Source organism: Armatimonadota bacterium (genome assembly GCA_036504095.1).
Lineage (GTDB): Bacteria > Armatimonadota > DTGP01 > JAKQQT01 > JAKQQT01 > DASXUL01.
The window spans coordinates 60,815-78,299 of record DASXVS010000041.1 but is presented as its reverse complement, the minus strand read 5'-3'; the positions used below and the strand labels follow the sequence as shown (position 1 = coordinate 78,299).

Genomic DNA, 17,485 nt, shown 5'->3' with positions numbered 1-17,485 from the left:
AAGATATCCCAAGTAAAGTTGTCCTTACGGCTGTTTGCCATGGGGACGCGAGGAGGAGAGCAACAGTGGTTCCTGAGCAGTTTGCCAACATCAAGGTGGTGGGCGTGGGCGGTGGCGGTTGCAACGCGGTGAACCGCATGGTGGAAGCCGGCGTCGGTGGCGTCGAGTTTATCGCTATGAACACCGACTACCAGGTGCTTAACCTCTCCGCGGCGCAGAAGAAGATCCAGTTGGGCGAAAACCTCACCCGCGGATTGGGCGCCGGCGGAAGCGCCGACGTCGGCCGGGAAGCGGCCGACGAAAGCAAGCAGGACATCCGCAAGGCCCTCGAAGGCGCGGACATGGTCTTCATCACCGCCGGTATGGGTGGCGGAACCGGCACCGGCGCCGCGCCCATCATCGCGGACATCGCCAAGGAAATCGGCGCCATCAGCGTCGCGGTGGTCACCAAGCCCTTCTCGTTCGAAGGCCCGCGCCGCGCGATGACCTCCGAGCAGGGCGTGGATGAACTCAAGGCCCGCGTGGACACCATCATCACCATCCCCAACGATAAACTGCTCACCGTCGCCGAGAAGCGCGCCACGCTCAAGGACGCCTTCCGCATGGCGGACGATATCCTCCGCCAGGGCGTGCAGGGTGTCTCGGACATCATCACCGTCCCCGGCCTCATCAACGTGGACTTCGCGGACGTGAAGGCCATCATGCAGAACGCCGGCAGCGCGATGATGGGCATTGGCGAGGCCGAGGGCGAACAGCGAGCCGTCGCCGCCGCCACCGCCGCCATCAGCAGCCCGCTCCTCGAACAGGCCATCCAGGGCGCACGAGGCGTTCTGATGAACATCACCGCCGGCCCGGACCTCACCCTCAACGAGGTCTACGAAGCCGCCGAGATCATCCACAGCATCACGGACAAGAACGACGCCATCGTCATGTTCGGCACCGTTCTGGACGAGCGCCTGTCCGGCAAGGTCCGCATTACCGTGCTCGCCACGGGCTTTGACGGCCGCGGACCCTACCAGACGCCCGCCGCTTCGTACTCCAACCGCCTGACCACGCCAAGCTACGTGCCCACATCCGTACAGGCCGCCGCCGCCCAGAGCCCCGCCTACGCCGCCCAGCCGGCCCCACAGGCTGCGCCCGCTCCGGCCGCCGTCGCCACCGAACCGCGCAAAACCGAGGAAGCCCCGCGCACGATGCCCGCCGACAACGAGCTGGACATCCCCGCTTTCCTCCGCCGACGCTAGAATAATGGGGATACAGGATTAAGGGTTCAGGATTCAGCCCAATCGGGGCTGAATCCTGAACCCTGCCCCCTGTACCCTGTCCTATATGAAGATTATCCCTCTTCCGGGCCGTTCCACGGCCCGTCCCAGTTTGTGGCAGGTGCTGAGGCAGGAGCAGCGGTTGTTGTGGGGCCTCGTCCTCACCGCGGTCCTCGCCGGCCTGCTCGCCTCGCGCATCGTGCCGGACAAGGTCGCACTTCAACCCGGCGACACCGCACCGCACGATATTCGCGCCCGCCGGAGCCGGACCTATGTGAGCGCTATCGCCACCCAGCGCGCCCGCCAGGCCGCCGCCGGAAGGGTGCCGCGGCAGTACGACAACGACCCCCGCGCGGCGAACGAGGCCGGGCGCCTCGTCAGTACGGTTTTCAACGTGATCTCCACCGAGAAGGCAAACCCGCGCAGCCCTGAGCTGTCCAAACGCCTCGCCGAGGCCCAGCAGGCGCTGCCCGCGAACGTCAACCTGAGCCCGGCCGTGCTGAAAACCGCGCTCGAGGCGTCGGATCCCGCGCTCGAAGACCTGATGAACCGCACCCAGCAAGTTGTCGCGCAGGTCATGGATTCCGACATTCGCAGCGACAATGACAGTGTCGATTCGGCGCGCCGGATGGCCCAGGAGTTCGCCGCCGGGCTCCACCTGAACCCGGAGGCCACCCGCCTCGTCTCCGAAGTCGCCAAGTCCGCCGTCCGCCCGAATCGAATCCTCAGCGTCACCGCCACCGCCAACGAGCAGGACCGGGCCATGCGGGCCGTCTCGCCGGTGGAAGTGTCTATACAGCGCGATGAGGTCATCACGCGCAAAGGCGACATCGTTACCGAGCAGGACGTCGAGCGGTACAACGCCCTCGGCCTCCAGCACCCCGGGCTGGATCTACCCCGCCTCGCCGGTCTTTGCCTCTTCCTCGGCGGAGTCGTTCTCGCGGCGTCGTTCTTCCTCCGATACTATGAGCCACGCATCTACAAGGATCTCCGCCTGCTCCGCCTTCTCGGCATCCTGGTCATCTTCGGCGCCGCGGGCCTGAAAGCCGGTTATTCCTTCCTGGGCGTGCCTCTCAGCGCCAGCCAGTTGGGCTACCTGGCCACGCTCTGGATAGCCCTGCCGGCGATGCTGGCAGCCGTCCTGATCAACGTCGACTCCGCGCTCCTTATCTCCACCCTGCTCGCCGTCACCGCGGGCGTCGCCTGGGAGATCGAGGCCCGCTACCTGGCGGTCGCCCTCGTCGGCTCGCTGGTCGGCATATACGGCGTCTCCCGAATCCGCGACCGCAATGACCTCATGCGCGTCGCCGCAACCGTCTCCCTCACCAACGTGTTCCTCGTGGTGGTTCTCGGGCTCCTGTACGGCGACGCCCATACCGAGATTCTCATCGGGATGGCGTGGGTGCTGGGAACCGGCGTCGCGTCCGCGCTCCTTTTCTGGCTGATGGTGGCGATCCTCGAGCGTCCCTTCGGCCTGGTCACACACATCGGACTGCTGGAATTGTCGGACATGAACCGGGAGTTGCTGCGGCGCCTCCAGTGGGAAGCTCCCGGCACCTATCACCACAGCCTGGGCGTTGCCGTCCTCGCCGAATCCGCCGCCGAAGCCATCGGCGCCGATGCCCTCCTCGCCCGTGTCGCCGCGTATTACCACGACATCGGCAAGATGAGGCGCCCGCAGTATTTCGCGGAAAACCAGGCGGAAGGAAACGTGCACGACAACCTGGCGCCAACACTTTCGACGATCGCGATCACCGCGCACGTCAAGGAAGGCCTCGAACTCGCGAAACAGTATCACCTGCCGCCGCAGGTTCGCGACGGCATCAACCAGCATCACGGCACCAGCCTCGTAAGCTTCTTCTACCACCAGGCTACCGGCGGCGAAATCCACAACGACACCCTGGAGCAGCAGTTTCGATACGAAGGGCCGAAACCTCAAAGCCGCGAAATGGCCATCCTGATGCTTGCCGACAACGTCGAAGCCATCAGCCGCACCGTTGAGAAGCCCACGCCGCAAAAGATCGAACAGACCATCGATACGATCATTCAGGCGAAACTGAACGACGGACAGTTCGACGAGTGCGACCTCACGTTCCGGGATATCGGCGGCATCAAGGCCGCGTTCGTCCGGACGCTCGTCAGCATGCTCCACACACGCATCGAATACCCTGGCGTGCCCGGACAGGATGATGCCGCGCGCGCCGAAGGCGAGAATGGACACAGGAACGGGAATGGAGATCACGGTACGAAAGACGCGCCCGGCGAGGCTGCCCCGCCGGCGCCTGACAGCCCTGACCGCGAACCTGCTGCGAACTGAAGGCTGGCCCGACGAAGCCGAAGTGGACCTCTGGCTCTGCACCGACGACGAAATCCAGACTCTCAACCGGGACTATCGCAAACTGGATAAGCCCACGGACGTCCTGTCTTTCCCTCAGTACGAACCCGGTGAACGACCCGCCCCCGGCATGCCCGTGCACCTCGGAGATGTGGTTATTTCGGTGGACACCGCTCAGCGTCAGGCCGATGAGCGCGGCCAGTCCCTCGGCGCCGAGATCACGTGGCTCTTCCTGCATTCCGTACTACACCTCATCGGCTATGATGACGATACTGAAGAAGGGCTGGAACTGATGATCGCCAAAGCCACCACCCTGACTAAGATTTCCTGAATCCCGACACCTGATACCCGACAACTGACACCCGGCCATGCCCCGACCAACCAAGACAACCTTGTTCTCCTTCAAGCACGCGATTGAAGGGATAATTCACGTCTTCCGCACCCAGAAACACATGCGGTTCCATTTCATCATGGCCGCCGTCATCGTGACGCTGGGGGCGATGATGCGGCTCGACCGGGAGCACTGGTTCCTGCTCTATTTCGCAATGGCGCTGGTCTTCCTCACCGAGATGCTCAACACCGCCATCGAGGCCACCGTCGATCTCATCACGGATTCCTATCACCCTCTGGCCAAGATCGCGAAGGACATCGCCGCCGGCGCCGTTCTAGTCGCCACCGTCCTGGCGATCATAGTGGCCTTCCTGGTGTTCTTCAACCCGGACAACTACCAGCGACTTTTCGAGATTTCGCTCATCGACCAGCGGGAGGATCCGATCCAGGTGGGTGTGAGCGGTTTCGCTCTGCTCTTTCTGCTGACCATCATCAGCAAAACGCTTGGCAACAAGGGCACCTTCCTCAGCGGCGGCGTGGTGAGCGGACACAGCGCCCTGGGGTTCTACCTGTCCACCAGCATCCTCTTCGTGAGCAACCAGCTGCCCACGGCGTTCCTCGCGATGTGCATCGCGGCGCTAGTGGCGCAGAGCCGCGTTCAGGCGCGCATCCACACCACGCAGGAAGTTGTCTGGGGCGCCTTCCTTGGCATCTCCGTGCCGACGGTCCTGTACCGCCTTCTCCCGTGGATCGTCGCCCGCATCGCCGGGCTTCATTTGGGCGGAACCTGATCCCCGGCTAGCGGCGTGTCGCGGAGCGCGTGTGAAGCCCGCGCACAAGCGGCTCCAGCACAGCCCGGCGCAATATGGCGGCCGGAAGCGCGTGGCGCCCCAGCCTCTCCGCGATCCGTGGCGACAGGACGTAGTACACCCGCACGAATGCCCTCCCCCAGACGGTGCGCAGCAGAACCTCGTCGCGAAACCGCCGCAGTGATTCCACGTCCGGGTGATCGGCGTCGCCGTAGCACGCGGTGGCAATGTAGCACTGCTTCTGGCGTACGCCCAGCAGGATTCCAAGCCTGTCGATCCTGTCCGTCGCATCGGTCAGGCTAAGGTCCGAGTGCTGGCGAAGCATCGATATGGCCGGGATCCTCATATTGGCTTTCGTCAATCCGTAGATCGCCGCAAACACTTCCTGAGGCAGATCCAGCCCGGCCAGGGGCGCATCCGCAGTCGAAGCCCCGAAGGCGCCGGCGTCCTCCGGTCTCGATACGGATGGGAACACAAAGGACGGGGGCTCCGCCGGGCGCACTTCGTCGGCGGGTTGTTCGGGCTCCGGGGCGGCTTCGATAGACTGCGGGGCCGGCTCCGGCACTTCTACATGCTCGGCCGCGGGAAGCTTTTCGGGCGGCGCCTCGGCGGTCGCGGGCGGCTCAATGGTTGCGGTGTCGCTGAAAGGCGGCGGGTACCCGGTGAACGGCTCCGCGGGGCGAAAGCGGCCCGACAGTTCCTGCCCGCAAAACATGCAGGCGGTATCGTCAATGCCATTGGGTCTCCCGCAAGACGGGCAATTCCTGGTCGTTTCGTCCATGATGAACCTCTTGAGTCTTCGGCGTCACGAACGCAAGCTGAGCATCCCGCGCCGTTCACGATGCTCAGCCCACAGTACGCCGTAAGCAAATTCCAAGTTTCACCGGCTCTATCCCGCTACTCCGCCTCCGGGTAGCTCCCAAGCACGCGCACGAACAGGCTGTGCTCCTCCAACTCCTTGATCGCCGCCGCCAACGGGGGATCCGCAACGTAGCCCTGAATGTCGATGAAGAACAGGTACTCCCACGGAGTCTGCTTTGTCGGCCGGCTCTCGATCATCATCATGTTGATGCCGTGGCGCTCAAATGACGCCAGCGATTTGTACAGGGCGCCGGCCTCATGCCGCACGCTCAGCATCAGGCTCGTCTTGTCATGCCCCGTGCGCTCCGGCCGGTTCATTCCCACCACAAGGAAGCGCGTCTTGTTCCTCGGGTTGTCCTCGATGTTCTCGGCCAAAATGTTCAGCCCGTACTGGTCGGACGCCGCCCGGCTGGCGATCGCGCCGATGGTCGGATCGTGGGTGGCCTGTTCCGCGGCGGCCGAGGTCGATATGGCCTCCACAATGTCGGCGTTTGGAAGGTTCGCCATCAGCCATTGGCGTGACTGCGCCGTGGCCTGCGGGTGCGAATACAATCGCGTGACCTTCGTGAGGCTGTCCGCCCGGCTCAGCAGGTTGTGGTGAATCGGGATGAAGATTTCGCTGCAAACCTTTACGTCGGTGTTCGCGAAAACATCCAGAGTGCTCTCCACGGCTCCGGCGGTGCTGTTCTCCACCGGCACAACGCCGTAATCCGCCTGTTGAGTCTCCACGGCCTGAACGACGTCGCGGATCGTTCGCAGCGGGAGGAACTCGGTGGCTCCGCCGAACTTCTGCATCGCCGCCATATGGGTGTAAGTCGCCGGAGGCCCGTAGTACGCAACCCGCAGGGTCTTCTCCAGCGCGCGGCACGCGGAAATGATCTCCCGGTAGATTGACCGGACCGCCGCCGCATCCAACGGGCCGGCGTTCTTTTCGGCCAGGCGGGAGAGCACGGCTTTCTCACGCTCCGGCACGTAGATCGGGCGCGGCGGAGCGTCCTCCTTGCGGTTGGCGGCTTTCAGACGGCCGATCTCCTGCGCCAGTGCGGCGCGCCGGTTGATCAGGCCCAGTATCTCGACGTCAAGCGCGTCGATGCGATCGCGCAATTCGGGTACCGTAGCGGTTGAGGCGGGTTTTGGGTCTTCCATGATGGTTCCATTATAGACGGGCGACAGAGCGCCTCGGCGCCGCGGGCGTCGAGCGCGGGAGATTCTGGCGCCGTGCTTTGTTGGCTATCCTCCGGCGGCGCGATCCGCAAACGGAGAGGCGCCGTCGGGCTCCGACCCGAAACGCAGTATGTGGCCGTCGGGGTCCTCCACCCGAAACTCCAGCGCCCACGAGAAGTTCACCGGCTCCATGGCGATGTGTGCGCCGGCCGCCTTGAGCGCCTGGAAGAGCGGCCGGACATCCGACACTCCTATCCACACCCAGGTTCCGAAATGCCCCTGCTCGCCCTCGCATAACATGATCCCGCAATTGTCGCGCGAAACCGAAGCCATGATCCCGCCGGGCTCCCCGCCCCAATCCCTGTGGAAGCCCAGAACCGTCTCGTAGTGGTTAAGGCTTGCGGCCAGATCCCGGACTCTCAGAATGGGAATGATGCATTCCACACTCGTAGCCCCGCCTTCCGATGCGACATGACCGGACATAAGCCCCCCTCCTTGATCCAGTATTGGCTCGGGCCTCGGCCTTGCGCCCTCAGCCCTCGTAGACTCTCGGCAGCCGATCCGACAGCCGCGTCAGCACCTCGTGGTGAATGGACTCGGCCCAGTCCGCCTCGTCCAGCACCGTAACCGCCTCATCGCCCTGGCGGCCGATCAGCACCACCTCGTCGCCGATCTCCGCTCCCGATTCCGTCGCGTCGATCACGAACTGATCCATGCATACCCGCCCCAGAATGGGAACCCGCTTGCCCCGCAGCAGCACGCTCGCCCGGTTGCTGTTCGCGCGGCTGTAACCATCCGCGTAGCCCACCGGAACGATCGCCAGGCGGGTTGGGCGCACGGTCGTCACCGTCGCGCCGTAGCTCACGCACGTCCCCGCGGGCACGTTTCGCGCCTGTGTGACCCGCGCCTTCAGGCTCAGCGCCGGCTCCACGCTCGGGCCGAACCCACCGTCCATCGGCGAGATACCGTATATCAGGAGCCCGGGCCGCACCATCGGCGCTGCCCCCGCTGTCGCCTGGTAGGACTGCGGCAGCCGGCAGGTGGCCGCGGAATTCGCCGCGTGTACACAGAGAGGATCCGGGGCCCCCCTCATCGAGAGGGCAGCCTCGATAACCGCAGAGAACCGGCGCCATTGCTCGAGGGCGTATTCCGGGTCGTCATCCGCCGTGGCAAAATGCGTCATCAGCCCCGTCCACCGAACCCCGGGCGCCTGCGCCACGCGCCGCAGGAAGTCATTCGCGCTCTCCGGGAGCACGCCCACCCGTCCCATGCCGGTATCCACCTTCACGTGCACTCGGGCAGGCGTTCCATAACGCAGCCCGGCATCGGATAGCGCCGCCAGCAGTTCCACGGTGGAGACCGCCGCGTCCAGGCCATTCCTCACGATATCGTCCGCCGCGGCCGGTTCGGAGATTCCCATCACCAGAATCCGCGCCGCCACGCCGCCATCGCGCAGCGCAATCGCCTCATCCGGGATCGCGACGGCCAGCCCGGCCGCGCCGCCCTTCAACGCCGCGAGTCCCGCCGGAACCAGTCCGTGTCCGTACGCATTTCCCTTCACCACGGCCCAGACGCCGCATTCCGGACCGACCCATTTGCGGACCGCCGCCACGTTGCGCCGGATCGCGCCGAGGTCCACTTCAACCCACGCCGGCCGTCTTGTTCTATTGTTCTCCACGTTCATCGAAATGCTCTTCTATGGTATGGCCGGCAGACGGCCCGTACGGGTCGTGCCTGCTTGCGGTCCACGGTCAGTAATCGATCGTGACACCGGTCTTGTGAAATTCGTTACGCCAGGTACGAGACCCGTCTCTTCTCTGGCATGCTCGCTGCGGCCCTCTACATCCAGTGTGCCGGGTCGCGGTGCGGCCGGTCCACTGCCGCAAAGGCGCCGTGCCGCCGAGTGAGGATTCCAATACCCCGGACTCCGCGGATTTTTCGAACTAATCACCGATGGGAATGCGTTAGCCGATGAAATGCAGAATAACCTCATGGCAGAATGGGTACGACAAGGATGGCCTTGCTTGAAACGTGTTGCACCAATCGCTAAGATAGAGTAAGGGATAAACCGTGTAGGTGGATGCTTGCGCATCCGGGTTTCAGCGGAGTTTTAGCCGCTAAGGAACCGGCACGTTTTATCCAATATATGCATGGCGGTGCGGCCCCGATACGGGTCCGCACATTGAAATGTCGTGCTGCGCAGGCTGAATGCTTCCCCACAGTCTGCGGCGCCGGAATCTTCTTCGGCGTGAAAAGTGGGAAGCGAATGTCGCACCTCCATCGGCGGGTTCGCCGGTTGTGTGCGGCCCGGTATCGAAATTGATCGAAGCCTTGAGAGGCACGGAAGGCGAAGCAGGAAACATGGACACTGCGCCGATTTCCACACCCATCAAGGACCAGGTCAACGAGGTCCCGGAATGTCTCTGGCTCTTTTCAGGAGGAAAAGTATGAAGAGACTATTGATGGGTATCGCTACAGTAGCGATCGTGGCCACCACGGCGCACGCGCAAGCTCCGTTTGCAGACGTGCCGCGCGACCACTGGTCCTACGAAGCGGTCAACACCCTCGCCCAGAGGGGCATCGTCATCGGTTACCCCGATGGCACATTCGGCGGCAAGCGCGCTATGACGCGCTACGAGTTCGCCACGGCGATCGCCCGTATGATCCCCCAGTTCGAACAGAGCATCAAGGATCAGATCGCGGCCATCCCGTCGTCCACCAGCACTCCTCCGGATCTTAGCGGCTACGCCAAGACCTCGGACCTCGCTGCATTCGTCACCAAGGACGACTTCGACGCGCTCAAAAAGCTCGTCGACCAGTTCGCCCCTGAACTGCAAATGCTGCAGGTGGACGTTGCCGGTCTTCGCAAAGACCTGGCCTCATTGACCGACCGCGTGACCAAGATCGAAAAAGAAATCGATCGCATCAAGATCACCGGCCAGGCTGACGTCATCGCCAAGCTGTCGTCCACAAACCGCGACACCCTCAAGAACCCCGCTGTCTACGCGGTCAACAGCAGCACCAACAACTTCTCCGGCGCCCCCGTCGACATCGACGGCCGCCCGCTGGCTCCCACGACCAACCTGTTTGAGTTCGCACAGATCGCCTACAACACCCAGCTCAACATCCGCGCCAGAGTCAGCGACACCATCTCCGCCGTCACCGACGTCAATATCGGCAACTTCGCGGGCGCCTATGCGGCCTCCCCGGTCTGGCCGAACGACCCCGGTTTCAACCGCGGTGGCTTCCCCTACGGCAGCACCACCAAGGGCAGCATGAACAGCGAGATCACGCCCCTCAAGGCCTATATCTCCGCGCCGCTTGACCTCAAACTCCTCGGCAAGGTCGACTTTGAGGCCGGCAAAACCGGCGTGCAGTTCACACCCTACACCCTGAAGCTCGTTGACTACGACACCTACACCAACCTTCCCTTCACCGACAACGGCGAAGTTATCTTCACCGGCGCCAAGGGTGGCTTCAACATCGGTGGCATCGCCATCAGCGCCTACGCCGGAACGCACGGCACCTCCCTGATGCAGGGCGGACCGGACGTCAACGGCATGTTCCCGAACGGAGCCGGCTACCCGGTTCTCTTCACCGGTGGCGTCTACAGCCCCAACGCTCCTTACGCCATGACCCGTGAAGGCGACGCCGCTATCCTGACGATGCCCGAAGCCCTCTTCGGCGCTCGTTCCAACATGTCGCTCCGCGGCCTGCCGTTCATGTTCGCTCCGGCCACGCAGTCCGCCGGTATCCGCGCCGTCCTCGGCACGCCGCTCGGCGGCACCCTGGGCCTCAGCTACATCAACGCCGGCATCAACAACACCGACCTCACCCCGTACACGGGCGTCGACGCCCTCGCCGGCTACAAGCCGATGGACGTCGGTCGCGCTTCCGTCTACGGCGCCGACCTCTCGCTCAAGCTCATCCGCGGCATCGGCGTTCAGGCCGAATACGCGAACAGCAACATGTTCGAGCGCGGCAAGAAGTTCAAGCTCAACACCGATAACTCCGTGGTTGACGGCAAGCACGAAGCCATCGACGCCAAACTCGCGTTCAACATCCGCACCGTCGCCCTCACCGCCGGCTACAAGAAGATCGATCCCCTCTTCGGAGCTCCGGGCTCCTGGGGCGCGATCGGCGGCTGGAAGAACCCGGTCAACATCAAGGGATATGAGGGCACGGTCGGCGTGAACCTCGCTAAGGGCCTGGACTTCACCGGTTCCGCTGCCCAGTACCGCTCCATCGTCGCCGGCGTTGGTTCCACCGACGCTGCGGTGATGGCGGATGACGACAACACCAGGATCACCCACTGGACCGCCGGACTGAAGTTCAACATCGGCGATTACAGCAAGGTTGACCTTGGCGTCGAGAACGTCCGCACTAAGGCAAACCCGCTGATCAACACGACCGGCGCCACTGCCGAGCAGACGTACTACAACCTGGGTTACGGCGCAGCGCTTTCCGCCAACTCCTCGTTCCGGTTGCTCTACCAGATCATCGACTACCGCGACAAGGGCGCCATGCTGTTGAACAACGGCCAGGACGCCAAGGGATCGGTGGCCGTCGGCCAGTTCACCGTCAAGTTCTAATCAAACCTGACCTGGACGAAGTCTGAGTTGAGCCCCCCTCCTTCGGGAGGGGGGCTCAACCTCCTTTTTGATGCTACAGTACGTGCGATGAAACGCTCAAACCTCTTCCTGTTCGCATTTCTGGCCGGCGCCGCTGCCCAAGCGCAGCAAACGCCCGCATCGCTTTCGCTCTCGCCGGACGGCATGGACCATATCACCGTGTACACGGACCGCGTGGAGTCCACGCCCGATGGGAACGCGCTGGTCTTCAGCGGCCAGTCACAACCCGTCCGCGCCGAGATCTACCGGGGACTCCCGGACGGCAAACTGCCGCCCGCTATCGTCCTCACAGCGGAGACCGTGACGGTGGACTACAACGCCGGCGAGGTCGTCGCAACAAACTCCGTAACCCTGCTGTGGGACAACCACGTAGCCACCGGCTCGTCCGCCCGCTATAACTGGACCAAACGCGAGGGACGCATCGAGACCGTGCGGTTCTCCGAAGACGGCATGGAGTTTCGGGCAGCCTCGCTCGAAATGCTGCCCAACCGGCGCCTCATGCTGGACGCCACCTTCAGCGGCTGCGGCCTCGATAACCCGGACTACGTTATCCACGCGCAATCCGTAACGCTTAACAATGACCGCCGAATCTCCGCCCGCCACGTGAGCCTGGACCTGTTCCACCATCGGATCGTAACGCTGCCCCTCTTCACGCACAAGGCGCGGCCCAAAGGCGGCAGCGGCCGCCAGGCGTTGCCCTTCCCCCGCCCCGGGCGCAGCCAGGTTTCCGGCTTCACCCTCTCGCAGGCCATTGCGCTGTCCGATAACGTGAACGTCGAGGTGGAGGTCACCACGCGCGTTGGCTGGCGCGGCATCGCCAGCTACGCCAACGAGGGGCGCATCACACCCTACGCAGTGGCGGACTGGAAACAGGAACGCGCCTCCCGCGATCGGCTGCCCGTGCTGGTTTCACGCGTGCCCGAACTCGGAATCCGCTTCGGCGATAACAGTGCGAACACGCTGAACGTTGGCAGCTACCGCGAACACTCTACCGGCGTGAGCGCGCGCCGGGCCACGGCCTCGTACGAACACACTGTGCTCGATCACGGAGAGCACCCGGGGCTTCGCCTGATCGTGGGTGCCCGCGCCTCCGCCTATTCTACTCACGATTTCTACCGCACAGCGCGCGCGGACGTCTCCATCGGGCGCGAGGGGAAAGACCGCGACACGTTCGAGGAGGTCGGGATGCGCCTCAATGGCCTTCAGGGACACACGCCGTTCCAGTGGGACCAGGTTCTGGTTCAGACGGAGGCCTACGCGGGCAAAAGGATCTCCTGGGGGCACTACCGCCTGGAAACTGATTTGCGATACGACGTGGGCAATCACAAGATGTACGACGTGGAAGTGGGGATCGCGAAGAGGCTGCGGTGCGTGGAACCGGAGATCCGCTATAGCGACCGGCGGCGTGCGGTCTTCTTCGACGTGCGCGTGCTGAATTGACGATGGCGGCCGTGGGCTTCACGGTACGTCCGGCGTCGCGCCGGGCGTAGTGCGGCTCCGGCGTGACGGAGTTGGGGAACGCCGGTCTGCGGCGGTCCCGGGAGGCAACGGATGGATCTGGATTTGGGGACCGACGCAGGCGAAGCCGGCGGCAAAGGGCACGCGCGACTGAACACCCTGGTCGCCATCGCGGTCGCGCTCCTGGCGACGTTCATGGGCATCTGCGACGTGAAGGACAACAACATCGTGCAGGCGATGCAGGCCGCGCAAGCGAAGAGCATTGACGATTGGAACTGGTATCAGGCGCGCAAGATCCGCGAGGAGGTGGCGCGGGCCACAGCCGATGAGCTGCGGGCGATGGCGCAAGCCTCGGCGCCGGGGCAGCGCCCGGGATACGCCGCCGCCTCGGCCCGATACACGGCAATCGCCGCGGAGCAGGTGTCCAAAGAGGCCGAAACGAAGGCCGCCGCCGACAACGATCAGAAGGATTATGACGCGCTGAACTTCCGCGACGATCAGTTTGACGCTTCGTCCGCGGCCATCGCATTGGCGATCGCCCTCCTCGCCATGACGGCGCTCACTCACAAGCGGTGGCTGTTCGCGCTGTCGATGTTTCCCGCCGCGTTCGGCGTGTTGATGGGCCTGGCCGGCATTCTCTCGTGGCGGCTCCATCCCGACCTGCTGGCCCGCTGGCTCTCCTGAGGCGCCCGGTTGCCGGCCTTCGGGGGTTCTCTTGGAGTTCGGACCGTCAGGCGGCTACCTTAAGTGGGGGGCACACCGTCCAAACGCGCTGCCCGATGGGCCATCCCGGCGCTTCAAACCACCATCTGACGAAAGGTTAGCGATTGTACTCTAGACGCTCGTGGCGAGGCCTGGCGATCCTCCCTCTGCTCCTGGCTTCCACATCGGCATCCCTCGCCGCACGGCCAAAGCCCGCCACCCAATGGGGCATCGGCCCGTTCATCAAGGTAGATTCCGCCAACCCCGTGCTGTCTCCCGGCGACTCGCGCTTCTACTGCCCGCTCAGCGGAAAGGTCGTCGCCTGGGAGAAGGACAACGTGTTCAACCCGGCGGCGGTCGTTCGTGGCGGCCGCGTGTACGTGCTGTATCGCGCCGAGGACGATTCCGGCAACGGGATCGGCATGCATACGTCGCGCATCGGCCTGGCGAACAGCGTAGACGGCAAGGTTTTCAAGAAGCTACCGCGTCCCGTTCTTTACCCGGACAAGGACGACCAGAAAAACCGCGACTGGCCCGGCGGCTGCGAGGACCCGCGCGTCGTGGAAACCCCGGACGGCGGATACCTGCTGCTGTACACGGCGTGGAACCGCCAGACCGCCACCCTGTCCGCTGCGACCTCCCGCGACCTCGTTCACTGGGTGAAGCGCGGCCCCGTGTTCGCAAAGGCCGCGGCCGGGCGCTTCGCGTCAACCTGGAGCAAGTCCGCCTCCGTCGTCTGCCGCCTCGTGCGAGATCGCCTGATCGCCGCGAAAATCGACGGCAAATACTGGATGTACTGGGGTGAGGGACAGATCCACGCCGCGACTTCGACGAATCTGATGGACTGGAATCCCGTCATCAATGCGCCCGGCGACCTCGCCGTGGTGATGGACCGCCGCGCCGGCAAATGGGACAGCGACCTGGTGGAGTGTGGCCCGCCGGCCGTCATCACACCCGCCGGCATCGTCCTTCTCTTCAATGGCAAGAACGCGGCGCGCAACGGAGATACCACCCTGCGAGCCGCCACGTACTCCGCCGGCCAGGCTCTGTTTTCGCAGGATGACCCCGCGAAATTGCTCGATCGTCGCGACGGCTATTTCCTCACACCGGAGAAGCCATACGAAACGACCGGCCAATACCAGGGCGGGACCGTCTTCGTTGAGGGCCTCGTCCATTTCCGGCACAGGTGGTACCTGTACTACGGGACTGCGGACAGCCACGTAGCCGTTGCCTGTACTCGCCCCGATCCTGAGTGAATGCTCCGGACCGGATCAAAATGAAAACAAGGAAACTCTAAATGCTGATTACCAAGCGACTTGCCGTCTGCGCCGCCCTCGCGGTTTCGATACCCGCGTGGGGGCAGACCGCCTTCCGCCCGCCTTCCGTGCCGCTCGTGGCGAACAACCCATTCCTCAGCATCTGGTCATCCGCCGATCGACTGACCGATGCCACCACCGTCCACTGGACCAACCGCGCGCAACCGCTCTCCAGCATCATTAAGGTTGACGGCAAATCATTCCGGTTGATGGGCGCAGACCCCGAGAACGTCGAGGCGATGCCCCAGGTCGGCCTGGAAGTGACGCCAACGCGCACTATCTACCGTTTCGCAACGGAACAGGTAGACGTGACGCTCACGTTCCTCACCGCTTCGCTCCCGGACGACCTCGAGGTGTTCGCGCGCCCGCTCACCTACCTTACGTGGAAGGTGCGCTCCATCGATGGGCAGTCCCACGCGGTCTCGCTCTTCGACAGCACCAGCACGCTGTTGGCTGTGAACACGCCTCGCGAAGCCGTGGGGATCGAGCGCGGGATGGCGGGTTCACTGTCCTGGCTCAGGGCTGGAACCGATTCCCAGCCGGTGCTGCGTTCGTCCGGCGACGATCACCGAATCGACTGGGGCTACGTCTACGTCGCCTCGGCCATCGGCCAGGGTGAAAAGGCCGTCGCCGGCGGCAGCCAGGCGATCATGTCGGACTTCACCGGCAGCCCCATCACGTTCAATGAAAACGGACGGCAGCCAACTGACCCCAACCAGACCGCACTGGCCTTCGCTTTCGATCTTGGCAAGGTGAGCGCCGAACCGGTCACGCGCCAGGTGATCCTGGCGTACGACGAGATCTATTCCATCCGCTACTTCGGGACGAAACTCCGGCCGTATTGGCGGCGCAATGGCGCGACCCCGGAGGGCCTGCTGCGAACCGCTTACAAGGAATTCCCCGGCATCGAGAAGCGGTGCGTGGAGTTCGACCGCGATATCACCGCGGATGCGGAACGTCTCGGCGGCGCGAAATACGCCCAGTTGTGCGCGCTGGCCTACCGCCAATCCCTCGCCGCGTGCGGAATCGCCGCGGACGCGAAGAAACAGCCGCTCTACTTCCCCAAGGAGAATTCCAGCAACGGCTGTATAGCCACCGTGGACGTCATCTACCCCGGTTCGCCGCTGCTCCTGCTCGTCAGCCCGTCACTGCTGAAAGCCCAGCTGACCCCCGTGCTGGACTACGCCGCGTCGCCCCGCTGGAAGTGGTCGTTTGCCCCGCACGATCTGGGGACCTACCCCATCGCGGGCGGCCAGGTCTATGGCGGCGGCGAACGCACCGAAGAGAATCAGATGCCGGTTGAGGAAAGCGGCGATATGCTCTTGATGATCGCCGGGCTGGCGAAGACGGACGGCAACGCCAGATACGCCGGCGCCTACTGGCCAACGCTCACCAAATGGGCGAACTACCTGCGCGAAAAAGGCCTGGATCCCGAAAACCAGCTCTGCACCGACGACTTCGCCGGTCACCTGGCGCACAACGTCAACCTGTCTGCCAAGGCAATCCTCGCGCTCGCTTCGTACGCCCGGATGGCGGAAATGCTGGGCAAGCAGGACGTCGCCGATGATTTCTTCGCAAGCGCGCGTTCCATGGCGAAGGAATGGGTCCGTATGGCCGCCGATGGAGACCATACGCGCCTCGCGTTCGACAAGCCCGGAACCTGGAGCCAGAAATACAACCTGGTGTGGGATCGCCTGCTCGGCCTGGACATCTTCCCGGCGTCCGTGGCGCGCCAGGAACTGGCCTTCTACAGGACCGTGATGCAGCGTTACGGCGTGCCGCTGGACAGCCGGAGGACGTACACCAAAACCGACTGGGAGCTCTGGACGGCAACGATGGCAGAGAAGCGCGAGGACCTCGACGCGATCGTCGCCGCCGCCTATGACTCCGTCAACGACACCCGCTCGCGAGTGCCGTTCACCGACTGGTACGAGACCACGGACGCGAGGGAGGCCGGCTTCCGCGCCCGCTCGGTCATCGGCGGTATCTTCATCAAGATGATGTCGGACGACGCCGTGTGGAAGAAGTGGGCCGGCCGCGACAAGGCGAAGGTCGGCAAGTGGGCTCCGCTGCCCACACCGCCGGAGGTGAAGGAAGTGGTCCCGACTTCCGAGCGGACGCCGGTCATGTGGCGCTACACGACGGCGAAGCCGGCCGACGATTGGGCTTCACCCGCGTTCGACGCCTCGGGCTGGACCGAAGGGCCCGGCGGATTCGGATCGCGCGGCACCCCCGGAGCGGTCGCCGGAACGGCATGGAACACCGATGACATCTGGCTTCGTCGGGAGTTCACGATGCCCGAGGGCAGGTTCCGCGCGCTGAAGTTCAGCGTCTACCACGACGAGGACGTCGAGATCTACGTGAACGGCGTTCCCGCCGCGTCCGAGGCCGGCTACGTGAACGCCTATACGTGGCTGGACATCTCTCCCGCCGCCGCGGCTCTTCTGAAGCCCGGCGCTAAGATCACGCTGGCGGCGCACTGCCACCAGACCACCGGCGGCCAGGGCATAGACGTCGGCCTCGTAGACGTCCTCAGCGGCGGCGACTGACGAATGAAAGACCTACAGGCCGCCCGCACGGGCGGCCTGTAGCACACTTGTATGGCGCGCCGCAGGGG

At 64.2% G+C, this 17,485-nt stretch carries 13 protein-coding genes; 9 read left to right on the top strand and 4 right to left on the bottom strand.

What is annotated here, in order from left to right; all coding sequences use genetic code 11:
* The first annotated feature begins 65 nt into the window (after positions 1-65).
* The 4 genes from ftsZ to VGM51_08375 all read left to right on the top strand — a co-directional run bounded on the left by ftsZ (position 66) and on the right by VGM51_08375 (position 4,718).
* Positions 66-1,244 carry a cell division protein FtsZ gene (ftsZ, locus tag VGM51_08390; GenBank protein HEY3413062.1) on the top strand — a complete coding sequence of 393 codons (1,179 nt, stop codon included), beginning with the start codon at positions 66-68 and terminating at the stop codon, positions 1,242-1,244.
* A gap of 160 nt (positions 1,245-1,404) precedes the next feature.
* Complete coding sequence (locus VGM51_08385; GenBank protein ID HEY3413061.1) at positions 1,405-3,579, top strand: HDIG domain-containing protein; 2,175 nt, start codon at positions 1,405-1,407, stop codon at positions 3,577-3,579.
* Complete coding sequence (gene ybeY / locus VGM51_08380; protein HEY3413060.1) at positions 3,494-3,928, top strand: rRNA maturation RNase YbeY; 435 nt, start codon at positions 3,494-3,496, stop codon at positions 3,926-3,928. The genes VGM51_08385 and ybeY overlap by 86 nt, the downstream gene beginning before the upstream one ends.
* Before the next feature lie 37 nt (positions 3,929-3,965).
* On the top strand, positions 3,966-4,718 hold the full coding sequence (locus VGM51_08375) for a diacylglycerol kinase (GenBank protein ID HEY3413059.1): 753 nt from the start codon (positions 3,966-3,968) through the stop codon (positions 4,716-4,718).
* Positions 4,719-4,725: 7 nt separating this feature from the next.
* Here VGM51_08375 and VGM51_08370 read toward each other — a convergent pair whose 3' ends face one another.
* The 4 genes from VGM51_08370 to alr form a co-directional block, all read right to left on the bottom strand.
* The gene (locus VGM51_08370; GenBank protein ID HEY3413058.1) at positions 4,726-5,517 is read right to left on the bottom strand and encodes a CFI-box-CTERM domain-containing protein; all 792 of its coding nucleotides are present in this window, start codon (positions 5,515-5,517) and stop codon (positions 4,726-4,728) included.
* 116 nt (positions 5,518-5,633) lie between these two features.
* The gene (gene pheA / locus VGM51_08365; GenBank protein HEY3413057.1) at positions 5,634-6,743 is read right to left on the bottom strand and encodes a prephenate dehydratase; all 1,110 of its coding nucleotides are present in this window, start codon (positions 6,741-6,743) and stop codon (positions 5,634-5,636) included.
* A gap of 84 nt (positions 6,744-6,827) precedes the next feature.
* Positions 6,828-7,244 (bottom strand): VOC family protein, encoded by a 417-nt coding sequence (locus VGM51_08360; protein ID HEY3413056.1) that lies wholly within the window; start codon positions 7,242-7,244, stop codon positions 6,828-6,830.
* 49 nt (positions 7,245-7,293) lie between these two features.
* Entirely contained in the window at positions 7,294-8,445 is a 1,152-nt protein-coding gene (alr, locus tag VGM51_08355; protein HEY3413055.1) for an alanine racemase, read from the bottom strand.
* A 763-nt stretch (positions 8,446-9,208) separates the two neighbouring features.
* Between alr and VGM51_08350 the strand changes: the two genes are divergently transcribed.
* The 5 genes from VGM51_08350 (at position 9,209) to VGM51_08330 (ending at position 17,417) form a co-directional block, all read left to right on the top strand.
* A complete protein-coding gene (locus VGM51_08350) occupies positions 9,209-11,353 on the top strand; it encodes an S-layer homology domain-containing protein (protein ID HEY3413054.1) in 2,145 nt (714 codons plus the stop codon).
* Positions 11,354-11,440: 87 nt separating this feature from the next.
* Entirely contained in the window at positions 11,441-12,832 is a 1,392-nt protein-coding gene (locus VGM51_08345; GenBank protein ID HEY3413053.1) for a hypothetical protein, read from the top strand.
* A 111-nt stretch (positions 12,833-12,943) separates the two neighbouring features.
* Entirely contained in the window at positions 12,944-13,534 is a 591-nt protein-coding gene (locus tag VGM51_08340) for a DUF4337 domain-containing protein (protein HEY3413052.1), read from the top strand.
* A 143-nt stretch (positions 13,535-13,677) separates the two neighbouring features.
* The gene (locus VGM51_08335) at positions 13,678-14,808 is read left to right on the top strand and encodes a glycoside hydrolase family 130 protein (protein ID HEY3413051.1); all 1,131 of its coding nucleotides are present in this window, start codon (positions 13,678-13,680) and stop codon (positions 14,806-14,808) included.
* A 41-nt stretch (positions 14,809-14,849) separates the two neighbouring features.
* Positions 14,850-17,417 carry a DUF4965 domain-containing protein gene (locus VGM51_08330; GenBank protein ID HEY3413050.1) on the top strand — a complete coding sequence of 856 codons (2,568 nt, stop codon included), beginning with the start codon at positions 14,850-14,852 and terminating at the stop codon, positions 17,415-17,417.
* The last annotated feature ends 68 nt before the right edge of the window (positions 17,418-17,485 follow it).